Source organism: Gluconobacter sp. Dm-44 (assembly GCF_018256175.1).
GTDB lineage: Bacteria > Pseudomonadota > Alphaproteobacteria > Acetobacterales > Acetobacteraceae > Gluconobacter > Gluconobacter cadivus.
In genome coordinates this window covers 87,169-102,837 of the sequence record NZ_JAERLZ010000008.1, presented here as the reverse complement: position 1 = coordinate 102,837, position 15,669 = coordinate 87,169, and the positions used below count along the sequence as shown (strand labels likewise).

At 57.2% G+C, this 15,669-nt stretch carries 17 protein-coding genes and 2 pseudogenes; 11 read left to right on the top strand and 8 right to left on the bottom strand.

The window, feature by feature from the left end:
- Positions 1-37: 37 nt before the first annotated feature.
- The 6 genes and pseudogenes from JK213_RS10700 to JK213_RS10680 all read left to right on the top strand — a co-directional run.
- The gene (locus tag JK213_RS10700) at positions 38-3,055 is read left to right on the top strand and encodes a type I restriction endonuclease subunit R (protein ID WP_249200546.1); all 3,018 of its coding nucleotides are present in this window, start codon (positions 38-40) and stop codon (positions 3,053-3,055) included.
- Between the two features lie 515 nt (positions 3,056-3,570).
- A complete protein-coding gene (locus JK213_RS10695; RefSeq protein WP_249200544.1) occupies positions 3,571-3,876 on the top strand; it encodes a hypothetical protein in 306 nt (101 codons plus the stop codon).
- A 9-nt stretch (positions 3,877-3,885) separates the two neighbouring features.
- A pseudogene (tnpA, locus tag JK213_RS16170) lies at positions 3,886-4,020 on the top strand (IS66 family insertion sequence element accessory protein TnpA); the annotation flags it as partial.
- A gap of 254 nt (positions 4,021-4,274) precedes the next feature.
- Positions 4,275-4,616 (top strand): hypothetical protein, encoded by a 342-nt coding sequence (locus JK213_RS15895; RefSeq protein WP_249200543.1) that lies wholly within the window; start codon positions 4,275-4,277, stop codon positions 4,614-4,616.
- Positions 4,613-4,942, top strand: coding sequence for an IS66 family insertion sequence element accessory protein TnpB (gene tnpB, locus JK213_RS10685; protein ID WP_211571458.1), 330 nt, complete (start codon positions 4,613-4,615; stop codon positions 4,940-4,942). Before JK213_RS15895 ends, tnpB begins: the two co-directional genes overlap by 4 nt.
- Positions 4,899-5,396 (top strand): annotated as a pseudogene (locus tag JK213_RS10680) (transposase); the annotation flags it as partial. The gene tnpB and the pseudogene JK213_RS10680, both read left to right, overlap by 44 nt.
- 411 nt (positions 5,397-5,807) lie before the next feature.
- On the opposite strand, the gene JK213_RS10675 reads toward JK213_RS10680, so the two are convergent.
- Positions 5,808-6,830, bottom strand: coding sequence for a DUF6624 domain-containing protein (locus tag JK213_RS10675; protein WP_211571457.1), 1,023 nt, complete (start codon positions 6,828-6,830; stop codon positions 5,808-5,810).
- 457 nt (positions 6,831-7,287) lie between these two features.
- Here JK213_RS10675 and JK213_RS10670 point away from each other — a divergent pair, with 457 nt between their 5' ends.
- Entirely contained in the window at positions 7,288-7,677 is a 390-nt protein-coding gene (locus tag JK213_RS10670; protein WP_249200541.1) for a hypothetical protein, read from the top strand.
- Positions 7,678-8,446: 769 nt separating this feature from the next.
- A complete protein-coding gene (locus JK213_RS10665; RefSeq protein WP_211570726.1) occupies positions 8,447-9,115 on the top strand; it encodes a hypothetical protein in 669 nt (222 codons plus the stop codon).
- Between the two features lie 202 nt (positions 9,116-9,317).
- On the opposite strand, the gene JK213_RS10660 is transcribed toward JK213_RS10665, so the two are convergent.
- Complete coding sequence (locus JK213_RS10660) at positions 9,318-9,659, bottom strand: hypothetical protein (RefSeq protein WP_211571456.1); 342 nt, start codon at positions 9,657-9,659, stop codon at positions 9,318-9,320.
- 294 nt (positions 9,660-9,953) lie between these two features.
- On the opposite strand from JK213_RS10660, the gene JK213_RS10655 reads away from it, so the two are divergent.
- Positions 9,954-10,166, top strand: a complete 213-nt coding sequence (locus JK213_RS10655) for a hypothetical protein (RefSeq protein WP_211571455.1) — start codon at positions 9,954-9,956, stop codon at positions 10,164-10,166.
- Between the two features lie 206 nt (positions 10,167-10,372).
- Here JK213_RS10655 and JK213_RS15890 read toward each other — a convergent pair whose 3' ends face one another.
- Complete coding sequence (locus JK213_RS15890) at positions 10,373-10,612, bottom strand: hypothetical protein (protein ID WP_349291797.1); 240 nt, start codon at positions 10,610-10,612, stop codon at positions 10,373-10,375.
- Between the two features lie 102 nt (positions 10,613-10,714).
- On the opposite strand from JK213_RS15890, the gene JK213_RS15885 reads away from it, so the two are divergent.
- The gene (locus tag JK213_RS15885) at positions 10,715-10,993 is read left to right on the top strand and encodes a hypothetical protein (protein WP_225198652.1); all 279 of its coding nucleotides are present in this window, start codon (positions 10,715-10,717) and stop codon (positions 10,991-10,993) included.
- 102 nt (positions 10,994-11,095) lie between these two features.
- On the opposite strand, the gene JK213_RS10645 is transcribed toward JK213_RS15885, so the two are convergent.
- The 5 genes from JK213_RS10645 to JK213_RS10625 form a co-directional block, all read right to left on the bottom strand.
- Positions 11,096-11,497 (bottom strand): hypothetical protein, encoded by a 402-nt coding sequence (locus tag JK213_RS10645; RefSeq protein ID WP_211571453.1) that lies wholly within the window; start codon positions 11,495-11,497, stop codon positions 11,096-11,098.
- A 19-nt stretch (positions 11,498-11,516) separates the two neighbouring features.
- Complete coding sequence (locus JK213_RS10640) at positions 11,517-12,290, bottom strand: hypothetical protein (protein WP_249200583.1); 774 nt, start codon at positions 12,288-12,290, stop codon at positions 11,517-11,519.
- A 140-nt stretch (positions 12,291-12,430) separates the two neighbouring features.
- Positions 12,431-12,997, bottom strand: a complete 567-nt coding sequence (locus JK213_RS10635) for a hypothetical protein (RefSeq protein ID WP_211571451.1) — start codon at positions 12,995-12,997, stop codon at positions 12,431-12,433.
- Entirely contained in the window at positions 12,997-13,839 is an 843-nt protein-coding gene (locus JK213_RS10630; RefSeq protein ID WP_211571450.1) for an FAD-binding oxidoreductase, read from the bottom strand. The genes JK213_RS10635 and JK213_RS10630 overlap by 1 nt, the downstream gene beginning before the upstream one ends.
- 112 nt (positions 13,840-13,951) lie before the next feature.
- Positions 13,952-14,539, bottom strand: coding sequence for a hypothetical protein (locus JK213_RS10625; RefSeq protein ID WP_249200539.1), 588 nt, complete (start codon positions 14,537-14,539; stop codon positions 13,952-13,954).
- Positions 14,540-14,916: 377 nt separating this feature from the next.
- On the opposite strand from JK213_RS10625, the gene JK213_RS10620 reads away from it, so the two are divergent.
- Positions 14,917-15,660, top strand: coding sequence for a Bro-N domain-containing protein (locus JK213_RS10620; protein WP_211571448.1), 744 nt, complete (start codon positions 14,917-14,919; stop codon positions 15,658-15,660).
- Positions 15,661-15,669: the final 9 nt, after the last annotated feature.

Here is a 15,669-nt window from a genome sequence, read left to right as displayed (position 1 = left end):
AACGGGGCGGGACGGAAACTTATTTGAAAGCAACACCATGAATGTCGCGGTCAGCAACACCAAGGAAATCGCCCTCGAACAGGCCATCGAGAGACGGCTTTGCGGCGCGTGCTCCGAAGAGCTGGCCGCCGGGGCCATCGCCTCTGGCCCTTTCCGCATCGGCCAGCCCGCTGATTTCGACGCGCCCCTCGCGCTCGACCGTGCGAAGTTCTGGGAGTTCCTCCAAGCCACCCAATCCAAAGACCTCGACAAGCTCAAGCAGCACAACCCCGCCGACTGGCAGGCCAAGGTCACCGGCCAGCTCGACAAGCTGATCAAGTCCAAGGGCCTGCTGCACGTCCTGAAAAAGGGCCTGCCCGTCGACAATGCGCATTTCCACCTGATGTATCCCGCTCCGCTGGCCAGTTCGGCGCAAAAGGTCCACAACAACTTCGCCGCCAATATCTGGAGCGTGACGCGGCAGGTCCATCACAGCACCGCCAACCCGAATGAATCGGTGGACATGGTGGTGTTTTTGAACGGGCTGCCGCTGGTGACGCTGGAGCTGAAGAACGCCTGGACCCACCAGACCGCCCGCTACCACGGCCAGAAGCAATACCGTGAGCGTGATGCAAACCAGACCCTGCTGCGCTTTGGCCGCGTGCTGGTCCACATGACCGCCGACACCGACGAGGTGTGGATGGCGACGAAGCTGGCGGGAGCCTCGACCTCCTTCCTGCCGTTCAATAAGGGGCACAACGAGGGCGCGGGCAACCCGCCGAACCCGATGGGCCACAAGACGGCCTACCTGTGGGAAGAGGTTCTGCAACCGGAGAGCCTTGCCGGGATCATCCAGCATTTCGTCTTGCTGGAGGGCAAGAAGACCGACCCGCTGGCGAAGAAGACGCTGATCTTCCCCCGCTATCACCAGCTGAATGTGGTCCGAAAGCTGCTGTCCCACGCCGCTCAGACGGGCGTAGGGCATAAATACCTGATCCAGCACTCTGCCGGATCAGGAAAATCCAACAGCATCACCTGGGCCGCCTACCAGCTGATCGAGACCCATCCGGCGAAGCTAGACCTGCCGGGCGCCAGGGCGCTGGACGCCCCGCTGTTCGACAGTGTGATCGTCGTGACCGACCGCCGCCTGCTGGACAAGCAGCTGCGCGACAACATCAAGGATTTCTCCGAGGTCAAGAATATCGTGGCCCCGGCGCTGAAATCGTCGGATCTGAAGGCAGCGTTGGAGAACGGCAAGAAGATCATCATCACGACCATCCAGAAGTTCCCCTTCATCATCGACGGCATAGAGGATTTGGGCGACAAGCGTTTCGCAGTGATCATCGACGAGGCGCACAGCGGCCAGAGCGGCATCGCCAGCGACAAGATGAATCAGGCAATGGGCGGCGACCCAGATGAAGATGACGCGCAGGACAAGATTGTGGCGGTCATGCAGGCCCGCAAGATGCGCGGCAATGCGTCCTACTTTGCCTTCACCGCAACGCCGAAGCCGATCACCCTGGAAAAGTTCGGTGAGCAGCAGCCGGACGGCCGCTTCCGCCCGTTCCACCTGTACAGCATGAAGCAGGCCATCGAGGAGGGCTTCATCCTCGACGTGTTGGCGAATTACACGACCTACAAGGGCTATTACGAGATCCAGAAGTCCATTGAGGACAATCCCCTGTTCGACACATCCAAGGCGCAGAAGAAGCTGCGCGCCTATGTCGAGCGGAGCCAGCAGACGATTAATACCAAGGCCGAGATCATGGTCGAGAATTTCATCGACAAGGTGGTCAACCCCAAGAAATTGCGCGGCAAAGGCAAAGGGATGATCGTGACCCAAAATATCGAGGTAGCGATCCGCTACTACAAGGCCGTACAGGCAGAGCTTGCCAAACGCGGCACCCCGTTCAAGGCGTTAATCGCCTTCTCGGGCGAGAAGGAGGTTGATGGGGTCAAGTACACCGAAAGCGAGATGAATGGTGTACCTGAGGACAAGACCCGCAGTGAGTTCGATAAGGATGAATTCCGCCTGCTGATCGTCGCAAACAAGTATCTCACCGGTTTCGACCAGCCGAAGCTCTGTGCGATGTATGTCGACAAAAAGCTGCAGTCGGTTCTAGCAGTCCAAGCCCTGTCCCGTTTGAATCGGTCCTCCCCCAAGCTTGGCAAACGGACCGAGGATTTGTTTGTTCTCGACTTCTTCAACTCGACCGAGGACATCAAGGCTGCCTTCGACCCGTTCTTCACGGTGACGACCCTATCCGAGGCGACGGACGTGAACGTCTTACACGTGCTGAAAGCATCTTTGGATGATGTCGGTGTCTACGAATGGTTAGAGGTGGAGGAATTCTGCAAAAGGTTCTTTGACGGCGAAGATTCCGAAAAACTCAGCCCCCTGATTGACGTGGCTGCCGAACGTTTCAACACCGGCCTGGAACTGGAAGACCAGGAGAAGATCGACTTCAAGATCAAAGCGAAGCAGTTCGTGAAGATCTACGGACAGATGGCTGCAATCATGCCATTCGAAGTGGAGGCTTGGGAGAAGCTCTTCTGGTTTCTGAAGTTCCTGGTCCCAAAGTTAAACATTAAGGACCCGAATCAGGATGCGTTGGATGATCTTCTCGAGGCCGTTGACCTTTCATCATATGGGCTAGAGCGGACAAAACTAAACCAGACCATCGGCCTGGACACTTCAGAAGCAGAGCTAGATCCACAGAACCCCACCCCCCGCGGTTATCGCGAAGGAGAGGTGCAGGAAGACCCGTTGGAAGAGATCATCCGCAGCTTCAACGAACGTTGGTTCCAAGGCTGGAGCGCCACCCCGGAAGAGCAACGGATCAAGTTTCTGAATATCGTTGAAAGTGTTCAGGCCCACCCCGATTTCGAAAAGAAATTTGATGAAAATTCTGATCCCTACAGCCGTAACTTGGCATTTGAAAAAATTATGAAAGAAGTCATGCTAAAACGCCGGAAAGAGGAGTTGGAACTCTACAAGCTTCACAGCCAGGACGAGGCGTTCAGATCTGCACTATATTTAAGCGTCAAGGAGGCGCTGATGCAGAGCCCACGCTGACAATGAACTGAAGCATGTCCGCCCAGACTTCGGCGATGATGCATGCGTCCAATGAACTCGAATTGACCTCCTCCACCGATTGTCCTTCGATCATAACCAAGGTCTGCCAGTTTGATATTGTTGGTTGGCGGGTTGATCGAATGACAAGCACGTCTGGCTCTGTGCCTTTAGGCCACTAGCGGCACAGGCCCCCGTCATTTTAGGCTCAAAGGACTGAAATGCCCTGGGATTGACGGTTACCAATTCGTGCAAGCTTTGAGCCATGTCAGCTTCGGAGAAGCCCGCGGCTGCACATTAATGTCTGATTTGAAGGCGTAAGCAGCCGTTCATTGTGCAATTCTTGGACGCTTACCTTGTAAATAGAAAAATAAGAGACAGGGAAGACGGGCCACAGGCCGTCTGGCCGCCACAATGGTTCGGCCGCACGCGGCCCGCACCCTGGAGGGCGCGCCATTGTCCCGTCCAGCCGTCTGCGTCTGAGGGAAAGCATCTGAAAAGAGAAAAGGATGCTTTCCGTGGCTACTCCCGTCACAACAGTCTTCACGCTCACCGGCCCGCAGGACCGTCTGCGCCAGATCGCCGGAGAGCGCGCCTACCGGACCTGTGCACCAGGCCAGATGGCGTGGGAGACCGACACCACACTGGTGATGACCCTCGAAAACGGGATTGGTACGTCTTTCCTCCGTCACGGAGACGGGCTGTCCGACGACTATCCGGACGTCAGTATCCGGGGCATGGAGTATTTCGACAGCTGCGATGATCCGGGCTTTGCCAAATGGCAGGGCGGTCAGCTCGGTAAGCGTCCGAGAGTGACACGCTGACATTGTCCGATGGGCTGTGCTGTCTTCTTGGAATTCAGCGCAGAGGAGAGCAGCGTGGCGGGTTTTGGCTGGGATTATTGGCAACAGCATCACGATGCATGGCAGATGTCCGGCCTGACCCGCGCGGCTTATTGCAGAGAGCACGGCTTGGCACCGCGAAGTTTCCGGCGCGGGGTGGCCCGAATGACGCAGCAAGTAGATGCGCAGGATGCACCCTTAGAAAAACAGCCAATGCCTGCGGTCACCTCCAAGAGACACTGGAGAGACGTCTCTTCATCGTCCCTTGGAGGTGACCGCCCTGTCATCATGGCTCAATTGCTATCGGATCGTCAGTTTCGGCGCCGTAAATGGAGCAAGGCTGAGCGACAGGATGTTGTGTGGAACCTGCGCAATCCGGTATGTCCACGTGGAAATATGCAAAGGCGCATAACCTCGCTCCCAGCATGCTCTATCGCTGGCTCAAGGAACTGGCCGAGCCGATCCCAGGCCCACATCAGCCCGCAACACTTCCAGATCCACCACCCCTTTTCGCGACCGTGCAACTGACTTCCGACGCGACAGCGTCTTTACCGACAGCTTCGATGCCCCCACCACTGCGCGACGTGCACGCCATAGCGCCTCTTTCTTCTGGACAAGACATACAGATCGGCTTGCCCAACGGTACTTTCCTGCGCGTCCCTGTGCAGATAGAACTCGCTTCGCTGCGGGCCATTCTGGATGTTCTGGCGACACCCCGATGATCAGCCTGCCACCTCATATCCGGGTCCATGTGGCCCTGGGCTACACCGATCTGCGCAAGGGGATCGACGGGTTGTCGGTGCTGGTACAGGAGACGCTGCGGGCCGATCCGTTCAGCGGGCATGTGTTTGTGTTTCGCGGCCGAAAGGCTGGACTGATCAAACTGTTGTATCACGATGGCAACGGCATGTGCCTGTATGCCAAACGCCTCGATCAGGGAATCTTTACATGGCCGGTCACACAGGCCAGCCCCGGAGAACCTGCGACGGTTTTGCTCACCCCGGCCCATGGCCACCGAGGCTTTGATGCAGATCCGGTCTCTGTATGAGATTGAGGCATCCCTTCGGGGGCTGCCGCCTGATCAACGCAAAACGCTTCGGGATGAGCACAGTCGACCGCGTGTTGAGGCGCTGGAACTCTGGCTCCGACAAAAACTGGCTTTGCTGCCCTCTCGCTCCAGAATGGCAGAAGCGATCCGCTATGCGTTGAACCGCTGGGATGATCTCGCGCGCTTTGTCGGGGACGGGCGCATAGATCTCGACACCAATCCGGTGGAGCGGGCCATTCGACCCGTCACGCTCGGCCGTAAGAATGCTTTGTTCGCGGGTAGCGAAGGCGGCGCCAACCGATGGGCCATCGTGGCGTCACTGATCGAGACAGCCAAGCTCAATGGGATCGAGCCATTTGCCTGGCTGCGCGATGTGCTGACACGCATGATTGACAGACATCCAGCCGCACGTCTCAGCGAACTGCTCCCGTTCCCACAAAACGCCAACGAATGATTTTTTTGACCACAATTAGTTATATTTAAGAGTCTGACTCAAAAAGGCGTTTTGAATGGTTTTTGGCGGAAAACTGGGCGTCGTTTGAATTGAAAGCCGTCAGGCCTGGGACGGCTTACCCCCGACTTCATGACCATAGCTCATGATTGAGCGAACAAAATACCTATGTGGTCTTCACACTGAAAATCATCTCCCCATAAGTGTCTGAAATCACTCAATTCATTTTCGGTCAGGCTCTAAGGTTAATACTTAATAATTATACAATTTTTCGTCTATTAATTCCTTATGACGCCTGTCACGCTGTAATTTATCTCCCATATCTCTCGAAAAAGAACGGCAGTAATGTCACGTTCATTAAAGATATTATCCCTATCATTTAGGTTTCAGGATATAGCGTGATTTCAATTTAACTTAGCAGCCCTGAGGGAAACTCTTCCGAAAGTGTTCAATGTAAGCTGCTTCGGGTGGAAGGTTCATTTCTGATCGTCTGGCATCGAGTGTTGTCGAGTTATCACCACCCTTGTCCATCGAATAAGGAGCTAGCTGATGATCATGACAGGACAGTTGCGATCCATAGTGTTGTTTTCCTGTCGTCGCGAGCATTACGCGATCAGACAAGAGAGCATAGTTCTGCTTCGAAAACTGCCCCGTCTTCGCCAGAGGTTCGAGTTTTTGAAGTGCCATGACTTGAAAGGCCGGATCCTCATCGGCGTGCTGGACCAACAACCACATGAGCATTGCCGGCTTTCGGCCAGCTTTGATCGCAGGAGACCATCCCTGCGTTTCCAGAATGTGCCGCGCCCAATGACTGTTGACCCAATCAACATTAACTCCCTCGAGAATGCTCTGCATTCGCAAAGCAGATCGGGTTGCTGCATCAAGGCCTGATACGTCGTTTAGTGTGGCGCCCATCATGACAAACCGCCACATCTGGTCCGGCACAGTGTGAAGGGTAAGTTGCTCCTCGAACGTGTCTTTATTGGCATCGCTGTTCAAGCTTCGGACGGCCATATTTACGGCTGATTTATAAGTCTGGAAGTAAGGTTGACTGCGAGCCAATGCATCGTGAAAAGCATCCCAGGTTTTGAAATCTGCGGGCACATCGGACGCAAACGCAATCTGAGTGCACAGATGATCCTGATAACCGCTTTCTTCATCAACCTGAGCATTAATGCCGAGTTTTTTCAGCTCTTCGTTTTCCGAATGAGCAGCCTCTTTCATACATAATGTGCCGTAAGCCTGAAGGGCTTTCCAGTTGGCGAGCTGTTGTGCCGATGCCCCGGCAAAGGCCCCGCGGATAAATGCGTAATCACCAGCTTCGAAGTTACCATTATGGATGTACGTCGTCAGAAAGGGTGGTGGTGCTGCTGCAGTCAGAAATGCAGAACAGGCCCCCAAAGCGAGAAAATGGCATAGCATACGGAACTGGGGCATCGTCATACTTTCCTGAAGTCGGCGTTATACAGTATGGTAGTTTTGTTCCGAATTCGGATCAATAAGACTGCCTCCTCTATCGAACGTTGATACTATCTTTCTCCTCGCGGAGGATCTGTCACGAATAACGTATTCGCTTGATGAGGTAGTGATCCAAGTATTCGTCTTCCGAAAGAAATCTGGCATTCTGACCCAGTCAGACTCGCGCGCTTTCGCGTATCGCCTCCGTAATCTCAAATAGCTCAACTTACGTCCGACATGAGGCAAATGCTGCCGTCAATCGTGCGATCTTCGGACGCTTACTCAGCTCGTGTATGAAGCAGACCTCATCACCGTTTTCTCGATCCTGTTTCCAACGGATCCTTCGAGAGACTGGGCGGGCTGTAGCGCTAATTTCTGGCACAGGTCTCAGCCTCTCTCGGCGGCCATAGCTGAGAACTGTCCGGACTTTGACCTGATGCCATTGCGGCAACTGGCAGGGCCAGCGCCCGGATGGGTTCAGACCTCAGATGGCTTTGCCACCCTTTTCCTCCGGCTGCCCTCAACACCCGCCGCGCAGGATGGTCTCGGCGTGATCTTCTATCCGGGGATCGGCAGGAGTACCCTGCTGACAGGTATCGACCGTTTCGGCGGCGTGGCCCGGTTCCGGCGTCAGGCTTATGGACAGATCAGCGCACAGTGTCCCGAACTGCGTGCTGTCCTGCGGGACTGCTGGAAGGCTGATGAGAAGAAAAGGCGCAAGGCTCGCCAGGAGCGGAAGATTCTGAAAAGGAAGACGAAGAAGGAGAGCCGGGAGGGAAAGGCCGGTCTTTTCCATCTCTTCGATACTGACCCGTGGGTGGTTTGAAGGGCAGACGTAAAGAAGGATCGGGGCGGCCCTGAAGGGTTCGCGCGCTCTATTCCGCTAGGCTCCTGCGTCGCCAAGCTCCACCGAGCCCCGACGTCCAGCCGCCCTCAACCGGGCGTCTGGCCCTCGGGTCTCGGCCCTTTCGGGTAACGGCTTGCCCGCGTTCTTTTCCGATGACGGACGGTCCTGGTCTGGGGGATCTGTTCGTGAGACGGCTCCTCAACCTCCCCGGCCAGTCCTGCGGACCGTCCGGGGAGGCACGTTCCACGACGGCGGCCTCGCATCCAGCGTTCAGTCTGACAGGCGCCGTGCCAGTCCGTAAAGCCACTGCGCGACCCTCGGCGGCAGGTGTCAGGCCCGCGTCTGCTGCAGGGCCGCACGCGACCCCGCATCAGCCGCAAACCTGCCCCCCTTGCTCAGGACGCTCCGGGCTTGACGGCCTGTCCCGTCGCCCGTCTTGGCCGGTGGCAGGATGGGCTCAGGAAAACGCCACCGTCGTTCCACTCTCGTCGCCGTCAATGTGCTCGCCGCACGGGCAGGATGGGTCTAGGAAAACGACAGGTATTCATGAAGTAACCAAGTAATATTTTTACTTGTCATGCAAAAATAAAGTGCGTTTTATGGCGGTTTTCTGTGTTTTTTTCTTGCAGAAAAAGGCCAAAAAGGCTATCTTTTACTTGTCGAGAGGGATTGGCCCTCAAGACAAAGCGCCCCGAACGGTGTTACGAGCACCGAACGGGACTTCGCTAGACTAGAAAAGGTGAGTTTCATGTCCGACGCAGCAACCACAATCGCACCGAAGGCCCAGAACCGCAAGGCTGCAAACAAGGCCAGCCCCGCCGCCGTCCGCCGTTTCAACGAAGCCCGCGAGCGCACCAAGGCTATTGCCGCTCCCACGCTGGCAGACGTCATGCGCCTTGCCCCCAACGATGACAAGATCGCCGCTATCGTTCAGCATTTCGGTTTTGAGGCTGGCGACTATGACGAGCTGATGGGGGCCGGTCTCAGCATGATCCGCGACCAGTACACGCTTCTTGAGGATGTGCTTGTCGTCACCGACTTCCGGGGCGAGCGCAATTTCAAGGCCATGGAAATGCACCTTGGCCGCATCGTGGACGGTCTGGTCCGCTCTGCCTATGGTGCCGCTAACTTCTATGAGAACAAGCGCCAGATTGCCCGCGACGAACAAAACTCTTTCAGCAACGAAAGCCGCGACGAAGACCGCCAAGGCATCGACGGCGGGGAAAACCGCGTAGATCGGGCCGTCCGTTTCGCTGCACAGCAGGCCCCCAAGGCTTACGCGCTCGCCGTCATGGCTCAGGGCGCATGTGACGCCTACCGCGAACTGATCGGGGAAGACTGGAAGCCTTACGTCAAGGACAACGCCCGCAGCCTCACAGAGAACGTCCGCGCCGCACAGTGGGGGGCTGTTCTCTAACCCCCACAGGCCGGGCCAGCAGGTCCGGCCACTCACCCGGGCCGCGCTGACGGCCTCGGCTCTGCCCTCGGCCTCTTCTCCCGTTCGCCCTTTTCATTCTCCCGTCGTTTTTTCCAGGAAGGCGGACGCGCCTCGTCGGCGCGAAGTGTTTTGCCCCCAATGCTCGCCCCCCACAGGGGGCTGCGCCAGGAGCGTGCCCGTTTCAGTAATCCTCAATCGCGTTCGATAGCAGATCCAGAAACCATCCAGTCATGCCGGAGATAAACGCAGCCTCAAGGCAGGTCATGCCTTCCTTTTCATGGCCCATTAGCGCCGCTCCAAGCAGCGCCGTCAAAGGGACAGCGAGAAAGAGACCACAGCGCGTGCTGCGTCTCACCCATCCCATGGCCGTGTCGAAGACGGCTCTTGTCAGTGAGTGAACGAGGGAAGTTGCGCCATAACCGATTTCAGAACCGTCTTGCGTCGCCGAGACGGCAGTCTTGAATAGAATCTGAACCACGAAAAGGGCTGTAAAATAAGGCCATACGGTGGGAAAGTTAGGCATCGTCTCGATCTCCGGACGCTAAACACTGGCTCGTTCCGGGCGCAGTTCGGTTTTATGGCGTCGAAGAAGTCATGTGAGAACAGTTTGCGACTGAAAACATTATTCAGAGTCAATTTCCCGAACCAGAAGCAGAAAAAGGGTTCGGGGCGGCCCTGACGGGGTCGTTCACCCTATTCCGCTAGGCTCCTGCGTCGCCAAGCTCCACCGAGCCACAGGGTCCAGCCGCCCTTGGTCGGGCGTCTGGACCCTGCGTCTCGGCCCGTCCGGGTAACGGTTCACCCGCATTCTTTTCCGATGACGGACGGTCCTGGTGTGGGTGATCTGTTCGTGAGACGGCTCCTCAACCTCCCTGGCCAGTCCTGCGGACCGTCCGGGGAGGCACGTTCCACGACGGCGGCCTCGCATCCAGCGTTCAGTCTGACAGTCGCCGTGCCAGTCCGTAAAGCCACTGCGCGACCCCGCATCAGGCGCAAGCCTGCCCCCTTGCTCGGGACGCTCCGGGCTTGACGGCCTGTCCCGTCGCCCGTCTTGGCTGGTGGCAGGATGGGCTCAGGAAAACGCCACCGTCATTCCACTCTCGTCGCCGTCAGTGTGCTCGCCGCACGGGCAGGATGGGTCTAGGAAAACAGGGGGCGATCAGCCGGGGCCGGGTGTTCGGGCAGACGAAAGAGACGTTCGGGTAGGTGTAGCCGTGGGCGGGAGGCATCGACGCGTTAGAGGGCGGGGTTCAGTCTCCGCCCCAGTTCAGCAAGGTCGATCTGTCCGGCGACGAACGACTGGCACGCAGCCTCGATAAGGGGATCATGCGTGTAGCCCTGCCGTCTCTGGGCCGCGAGGGCCCACTCGACCGCGTCCTGGCGGCGCGTGTGCTCTTCATCCGAAAGGGCGGAAAAAGGCGTCGGCGCGAAAAGGGTCTTGGCTGAACTCATAAGAAGAAAGTAGCGGTTTTTCACCGGAATGGCAAGGTTTTCCGGGCTTTGCGGCCTATCTGGAGGCGTGTTTTTGAGGCGCGATGTTTCGCGTTCAGTCGCAGAACGAGGCGGCAGGATGCTCTTATGACAAAGAGTCTTTCCCCTCTCGATAGTCGCCCGAAGCACCTGACCGGGCCGCGCCTGTCTCTTGCCCTGTTCCGGATCGGGTGGTCCGAGCGTCAGGCCGCCGAAAAATGCGACATGCACCGCAACCAGTTCCGGCGCTGCCTGGAGGGCACGTCCTCTCTCCCGGCTGATCTGTCTTTGTGGTTACTGGATCTGGAAGCGGCCCATGTGGCCCATCCCTGTCCCCGGCAGAGAAAGGCCGATCCCATTCTCGCCGAGATCCGCAAAGCCGGGTGACATTGCCCGCGACGTGGCGGCTTCCGGTGTCTCCACGTCCAGGCTCAGGGAATACAAAAAAGGCAGCCCGGAGGCTGCCTTTAGATAACAAACTCGCCTTCGTCAGTGCTGGTGGTGCTTGAAGTCGAAGCCGAGCTTTCCGTTGCTCATCACATACGGCGTGCATGTCACTCCTGGGTGAACAACCGAGTACGGCTTCAGCCACTTCGTGCTGATCCATGCAGGCTGGAGCGTGTAGGTCATCGCGAGAGCGTAGCCATTTTTCTGTGGCTCGACGGTGTCAATAGCCATGACCACCGAAGCGTCGGAAATGACGGTAGCTGATGGATCAGGGGCTGACATGAAAGAGATGGGATGGTGCGTGTCCATCATGACGTCATCGGGCGCATCCAATGCCATACAGACATGATGGTTGATCGGCTTTACGGGAGTGACGTTTGCGGCATGTGCTGTCCCAAGGACAGAGGCGAAACCAGCGACCGCTAAGAGGATTTGTCTGTTCATTGTCTCTCTCTCTATCACATTACGATGAAAGGACAGGGCTCGTGGCACCGGTCCCCATTTTATCCGCAACGGACTGCCTCCACTCTCCTACAGTCATTCCGCTTGTAACGCCGTTGCTGCTCATCTTGCTGCTGGAGATGTAGTCGGACATGAGGTCGCTTGAGCTTGCCTGGGCAAGGGCGTTCCCGGTTGTCGGGCCGAAATTATAATACCCGCGGGTGTCAACGGCGGTCGGATTACTGACACCAGCTTTCTGGAGAGAAAGGGCGGCGTCTTTAAGATATTGTGCGGCCGCGACTGCCTGTGTGGCCGGGTCCTGCTGTCCGGCAGTCCCCGAGGTGATGGTGCTGGCCAGTCCCGGGCTGGCGGCGAGCGCTTTGCTCATTTCTTCTGAGTACGTGCCGTTTGACATCTGAAATGCGCCCGTAATGGTGTGTCCGGACCCGGTGGCCGTATAGACATTCTGGCAGCCTGACTCGACCTGACAGGTTGCGGCCAAGGCAGCAGGGTTCACACCGAGGGAAGACGCATTGTCAGCGGCCTGATAGCCCCATGCTCGGCTATAAAGCGTTTGCAGTGAGTCTGACCCGGTCGAGACTGGCTGGGTGGTCTGGATGACCTTGCCGTCTCCGCCGATTTGCTGAACGGTTCCGGCTGGCACTGTGAAGTTCGGGAGGCCGACTTCCGGATAGACAACATGCGGGACTTCCGGGAGGCCGTTAGGCACCTCAATCGACTGCGCCTGGCACGAACCGCTGAGGCCAAGTCCGACCGAGAAGGCCAGACCTGTCATCAGGACCTGTGGTTTAAGAGGGGGCGGCATTGAACACTCCATTGTTGAGAGCGCCAGTATCGGCCCATGGTCTGCGACTTTGAGGGTGTTTCCCGGTCCATGCGATGTTGGCGGGGTTGGTGTGTCCGTTTTGGACACACCTAAATCAGGTGATCGAGGATAATTCCAAACACGGTTCCGCCTACGATCATGGTGGCGAACCATCCGGCCCGCTTGCTGATTTCGTCCCGTCGAACACGAGTGCCCGCCATCACGATCTGCGCTTTCATGCTTTCGGCGATTTCGCCTTTGACGGTTCCAAGGACTTCCGCGACCTTTGCCTTGACGGTCTTTTCGTCGATCTTCTGGAGCTGGCGAGAGGCTGCCACGCCTTCATGAAGAGCCCGCCTGACCTCAATAACCTCCTCTGTTGCCGAGCGTGTGCATTGATCCAGCAGGCTCTCGCATTTGGCAACACACTGCTCCATTCGTGTCTCGGCCTCTTGAAACAGCGCTCTATGCGCGGCCTCTGAGTGTTCACGATCCTTAATAAGGAGGGCCTGATGAAGATTGTTCATCTCCATCAGGATCATGAGGCCATCCAGAACCTTGGCCTCAGGTGAACGTGGCCGGAGCGTCCAACGATGCGTCTGCTCACGGAGCGCATCCAGTGAGCTTTCAAATCTGGCCTGACAGTCGGAAATCCTCTGGGTAAGGCCGTCAGACATTACACGTCACTTTCGGCCGGAACAGGGAGTCCCTTAGGCATATTCGGCAGACGGCTGGCACCGAGTTCCTGAAGAAAAGCGGGAAAATCACGACGATACCAGCGGTCCATGGCCAGTCGATCAAAAATGGAGCTGGTCGGAAAGCCCTCCTTCTGCTCGCCTGCGGCATAGGCCGAGAATGTCATTCCCCGGTCGCACACGTCCTTCATTGGCTCGGCAGCAGGATACATGAAGATGTCCGCGCCATTCTCCATTGCTTCTTCGACGGCTGGGTGGTGGGAAACGACATCCACAACGTCGTCCTGGTCCAGTGAAGGAGGGATGAGGCCTTCATTGATGATGATCGCAGAATTGCGGGGAGAGAACTTCTTCTTTTTCTGGAGATCTTCCAGATAGTCCAGATCAGCCCGCTCATGTCCGATCAGAAAGACGACCGAGAGCGTAATCCCCATCATGTCGAGCGCGCGGCTCAGGGATTCCGTGTTGATCAGCTCGTGCAGGGCTGTCCATCCGCCGCCTATGTCGAGAATGGCATCATGACGGCTTTCCATGAGTGATTGGATCTTCTCCTCCAGCCATTTCCTCTGGCGCTTCGTATCGCCTGCGGCCGGACTATCCGCGTCATGGAAATTCGAGATTGAGTGTGAGCGGTTCAGAAGATCGGTATTCCAGATCTCCGGTGTTCCGCCCTGGTCATGAACGGTCTGCGCGAGAGCATTAAGCAGGGTCGTTTTTCCAACCCGCTGACGACCGATAATGGTGAAGATGACAGGCTTCTTTTTGGTGGCCGCCTTGGGGGCCGGTGCAGACGGGGTGGCTTTGACGTCAGCGTCCTTGGTCACAGTCAGGCTCCTGTTGAGGTGATCCGCCTCCCGATGAGACGGACTGGTCTTCCTCTTTCGAAAGCCATGATGACCGCTTGATCTGCGACTGAGATGCTGATGGCTGAGAAAATCAGTCTGGCGTCAGGCGGTACTTCTCTTCTTTGCGAGCACGGATCTTTTCGCGCAGGCGCTTCAATGAGTCTCTGCTGTGCTGAGGAATTTTCTTGTTGTCTTCGATCGCGACGGGAGGTGTCGCCCGGATCGGATGAGCTGGCACTAGCCCCTCTCCGGTTGTTTCTTCGGGGCCGCTCGGTTCATTCGGCCTCACTGAAACAGGCTCCTCGCGTTCGGCCCAGTGAGCCTCAATTTCGTCCGGACGCCAGTCGGGATCAATCTTGCTCGGAGGCAAAATCCTTTCTGGCCTCACTGCCGAGGTGTCTGATTTGGCATCCACTGGGAGCCCCTGAGCCTCATTCTGAAGACGGTACCACTGTTTGCTGATGACGTTCGCCATCCGCTGACTGACCTCGACGTTCAGGCCCGAGAGACGCGCAGCGCCGAGAATGTCTTTCCACGTTGCGACCCCGGTTTCACGAAGGTCGGAGACCTCGGCCATGTTCGTGCGCAGCCACCTGTAGAGTGGGCTCGCTCGTTCCCGCAGTGCCCGTTTTCCATTCCGGGAAGTCTTCAGGTCGTGGAGTGGATTTGTCACGGGCATCTCCTCGAAGTGTGTCCATTTTGGACACAGCGCGGGACTGACGGCCTCTGCGTGACGTGGTCTGAGAGCCCAGTACAGCCGTCTGGAGCTATACACACGGCGTTTTCACGGCGCAAGCCCGGCGTCGATACGGCGGAACCACGGCGTATTCACGGCGTTACTACGGCGTAGGCACGGCAAAGTCACGGCGTAAGTACGGCAAAGAAAAGAGCTTCTTCATAGACCATTGCACCGTTGGTGCGGACGGCTTCGCCGCCGAGAGGCAAAAGAGGAAAAGGGTGCGGCTACTAACCGCACCCTTTGGTCGCGCTTCTGACGATCGGTTCAGTCGCAGACCACGCTGTCATGATCACTGTCCCAACCCGAAGGAGACGCCAGTGACACCGGCAGCAGAGACAACCTACGAGCAACAGAAGGCAGGTGGCCTACCGCTTGAAACATCGTCTGAGTTCATCTTCGCCGGAGCGACGCTGCGTTCTGTCTCCTACCAGGGACGGCAATGGTTTCTGATTGCGGACATCTGCGGGGCACTCGAAATCAAAGGGCCTGCCGATGCGGCGAAGCGACTGGACGATGACGAAAAGACTCTCATTCGAGTTCAGACCGCAGGTGGCCCGCAGCAGGTCGTGTGTGTCACCGAGAGCGGCGCGTATCATCTCTCTTTCGTATCCCGGAAACCGATCGCTAAACGCTTCCGCCGCTGGATTACAGAAGAGGTTATTCCTCGCATCCGGGAGACAGGTTTCTACGCGCTCCCAGGAGGTCCATCTGAAAACCTTGAAGACCAACAGCACCTAAAGGCGTGCTTTCAGGCACCGGGCCGCTATGTCGTTTTAAGCCTGCCGAATACGCCACTCGTGATTGAGGCGCGCGACATGGACGAGATCTTACTCGACTGCGATCAGGCCGACATGCAGGCTTTGGTGAGTTCGGCAAAGCTGGTGGGGTCGCTGTGGCGGAGCTATCGCGCAGAGATTGCGATCCTCAATGAACCGCTGACACTTGATGAAGGCCTCCAGCAGCTCGATCAGGCCATCTCCCTAAGCACCCGTCTGGCACAATGGGTCCAGCGAGCTTCGGAAAACAAAGCCTTGGCGCTAGCGAAGGCTGCGACGAAATGATCTCAGTCG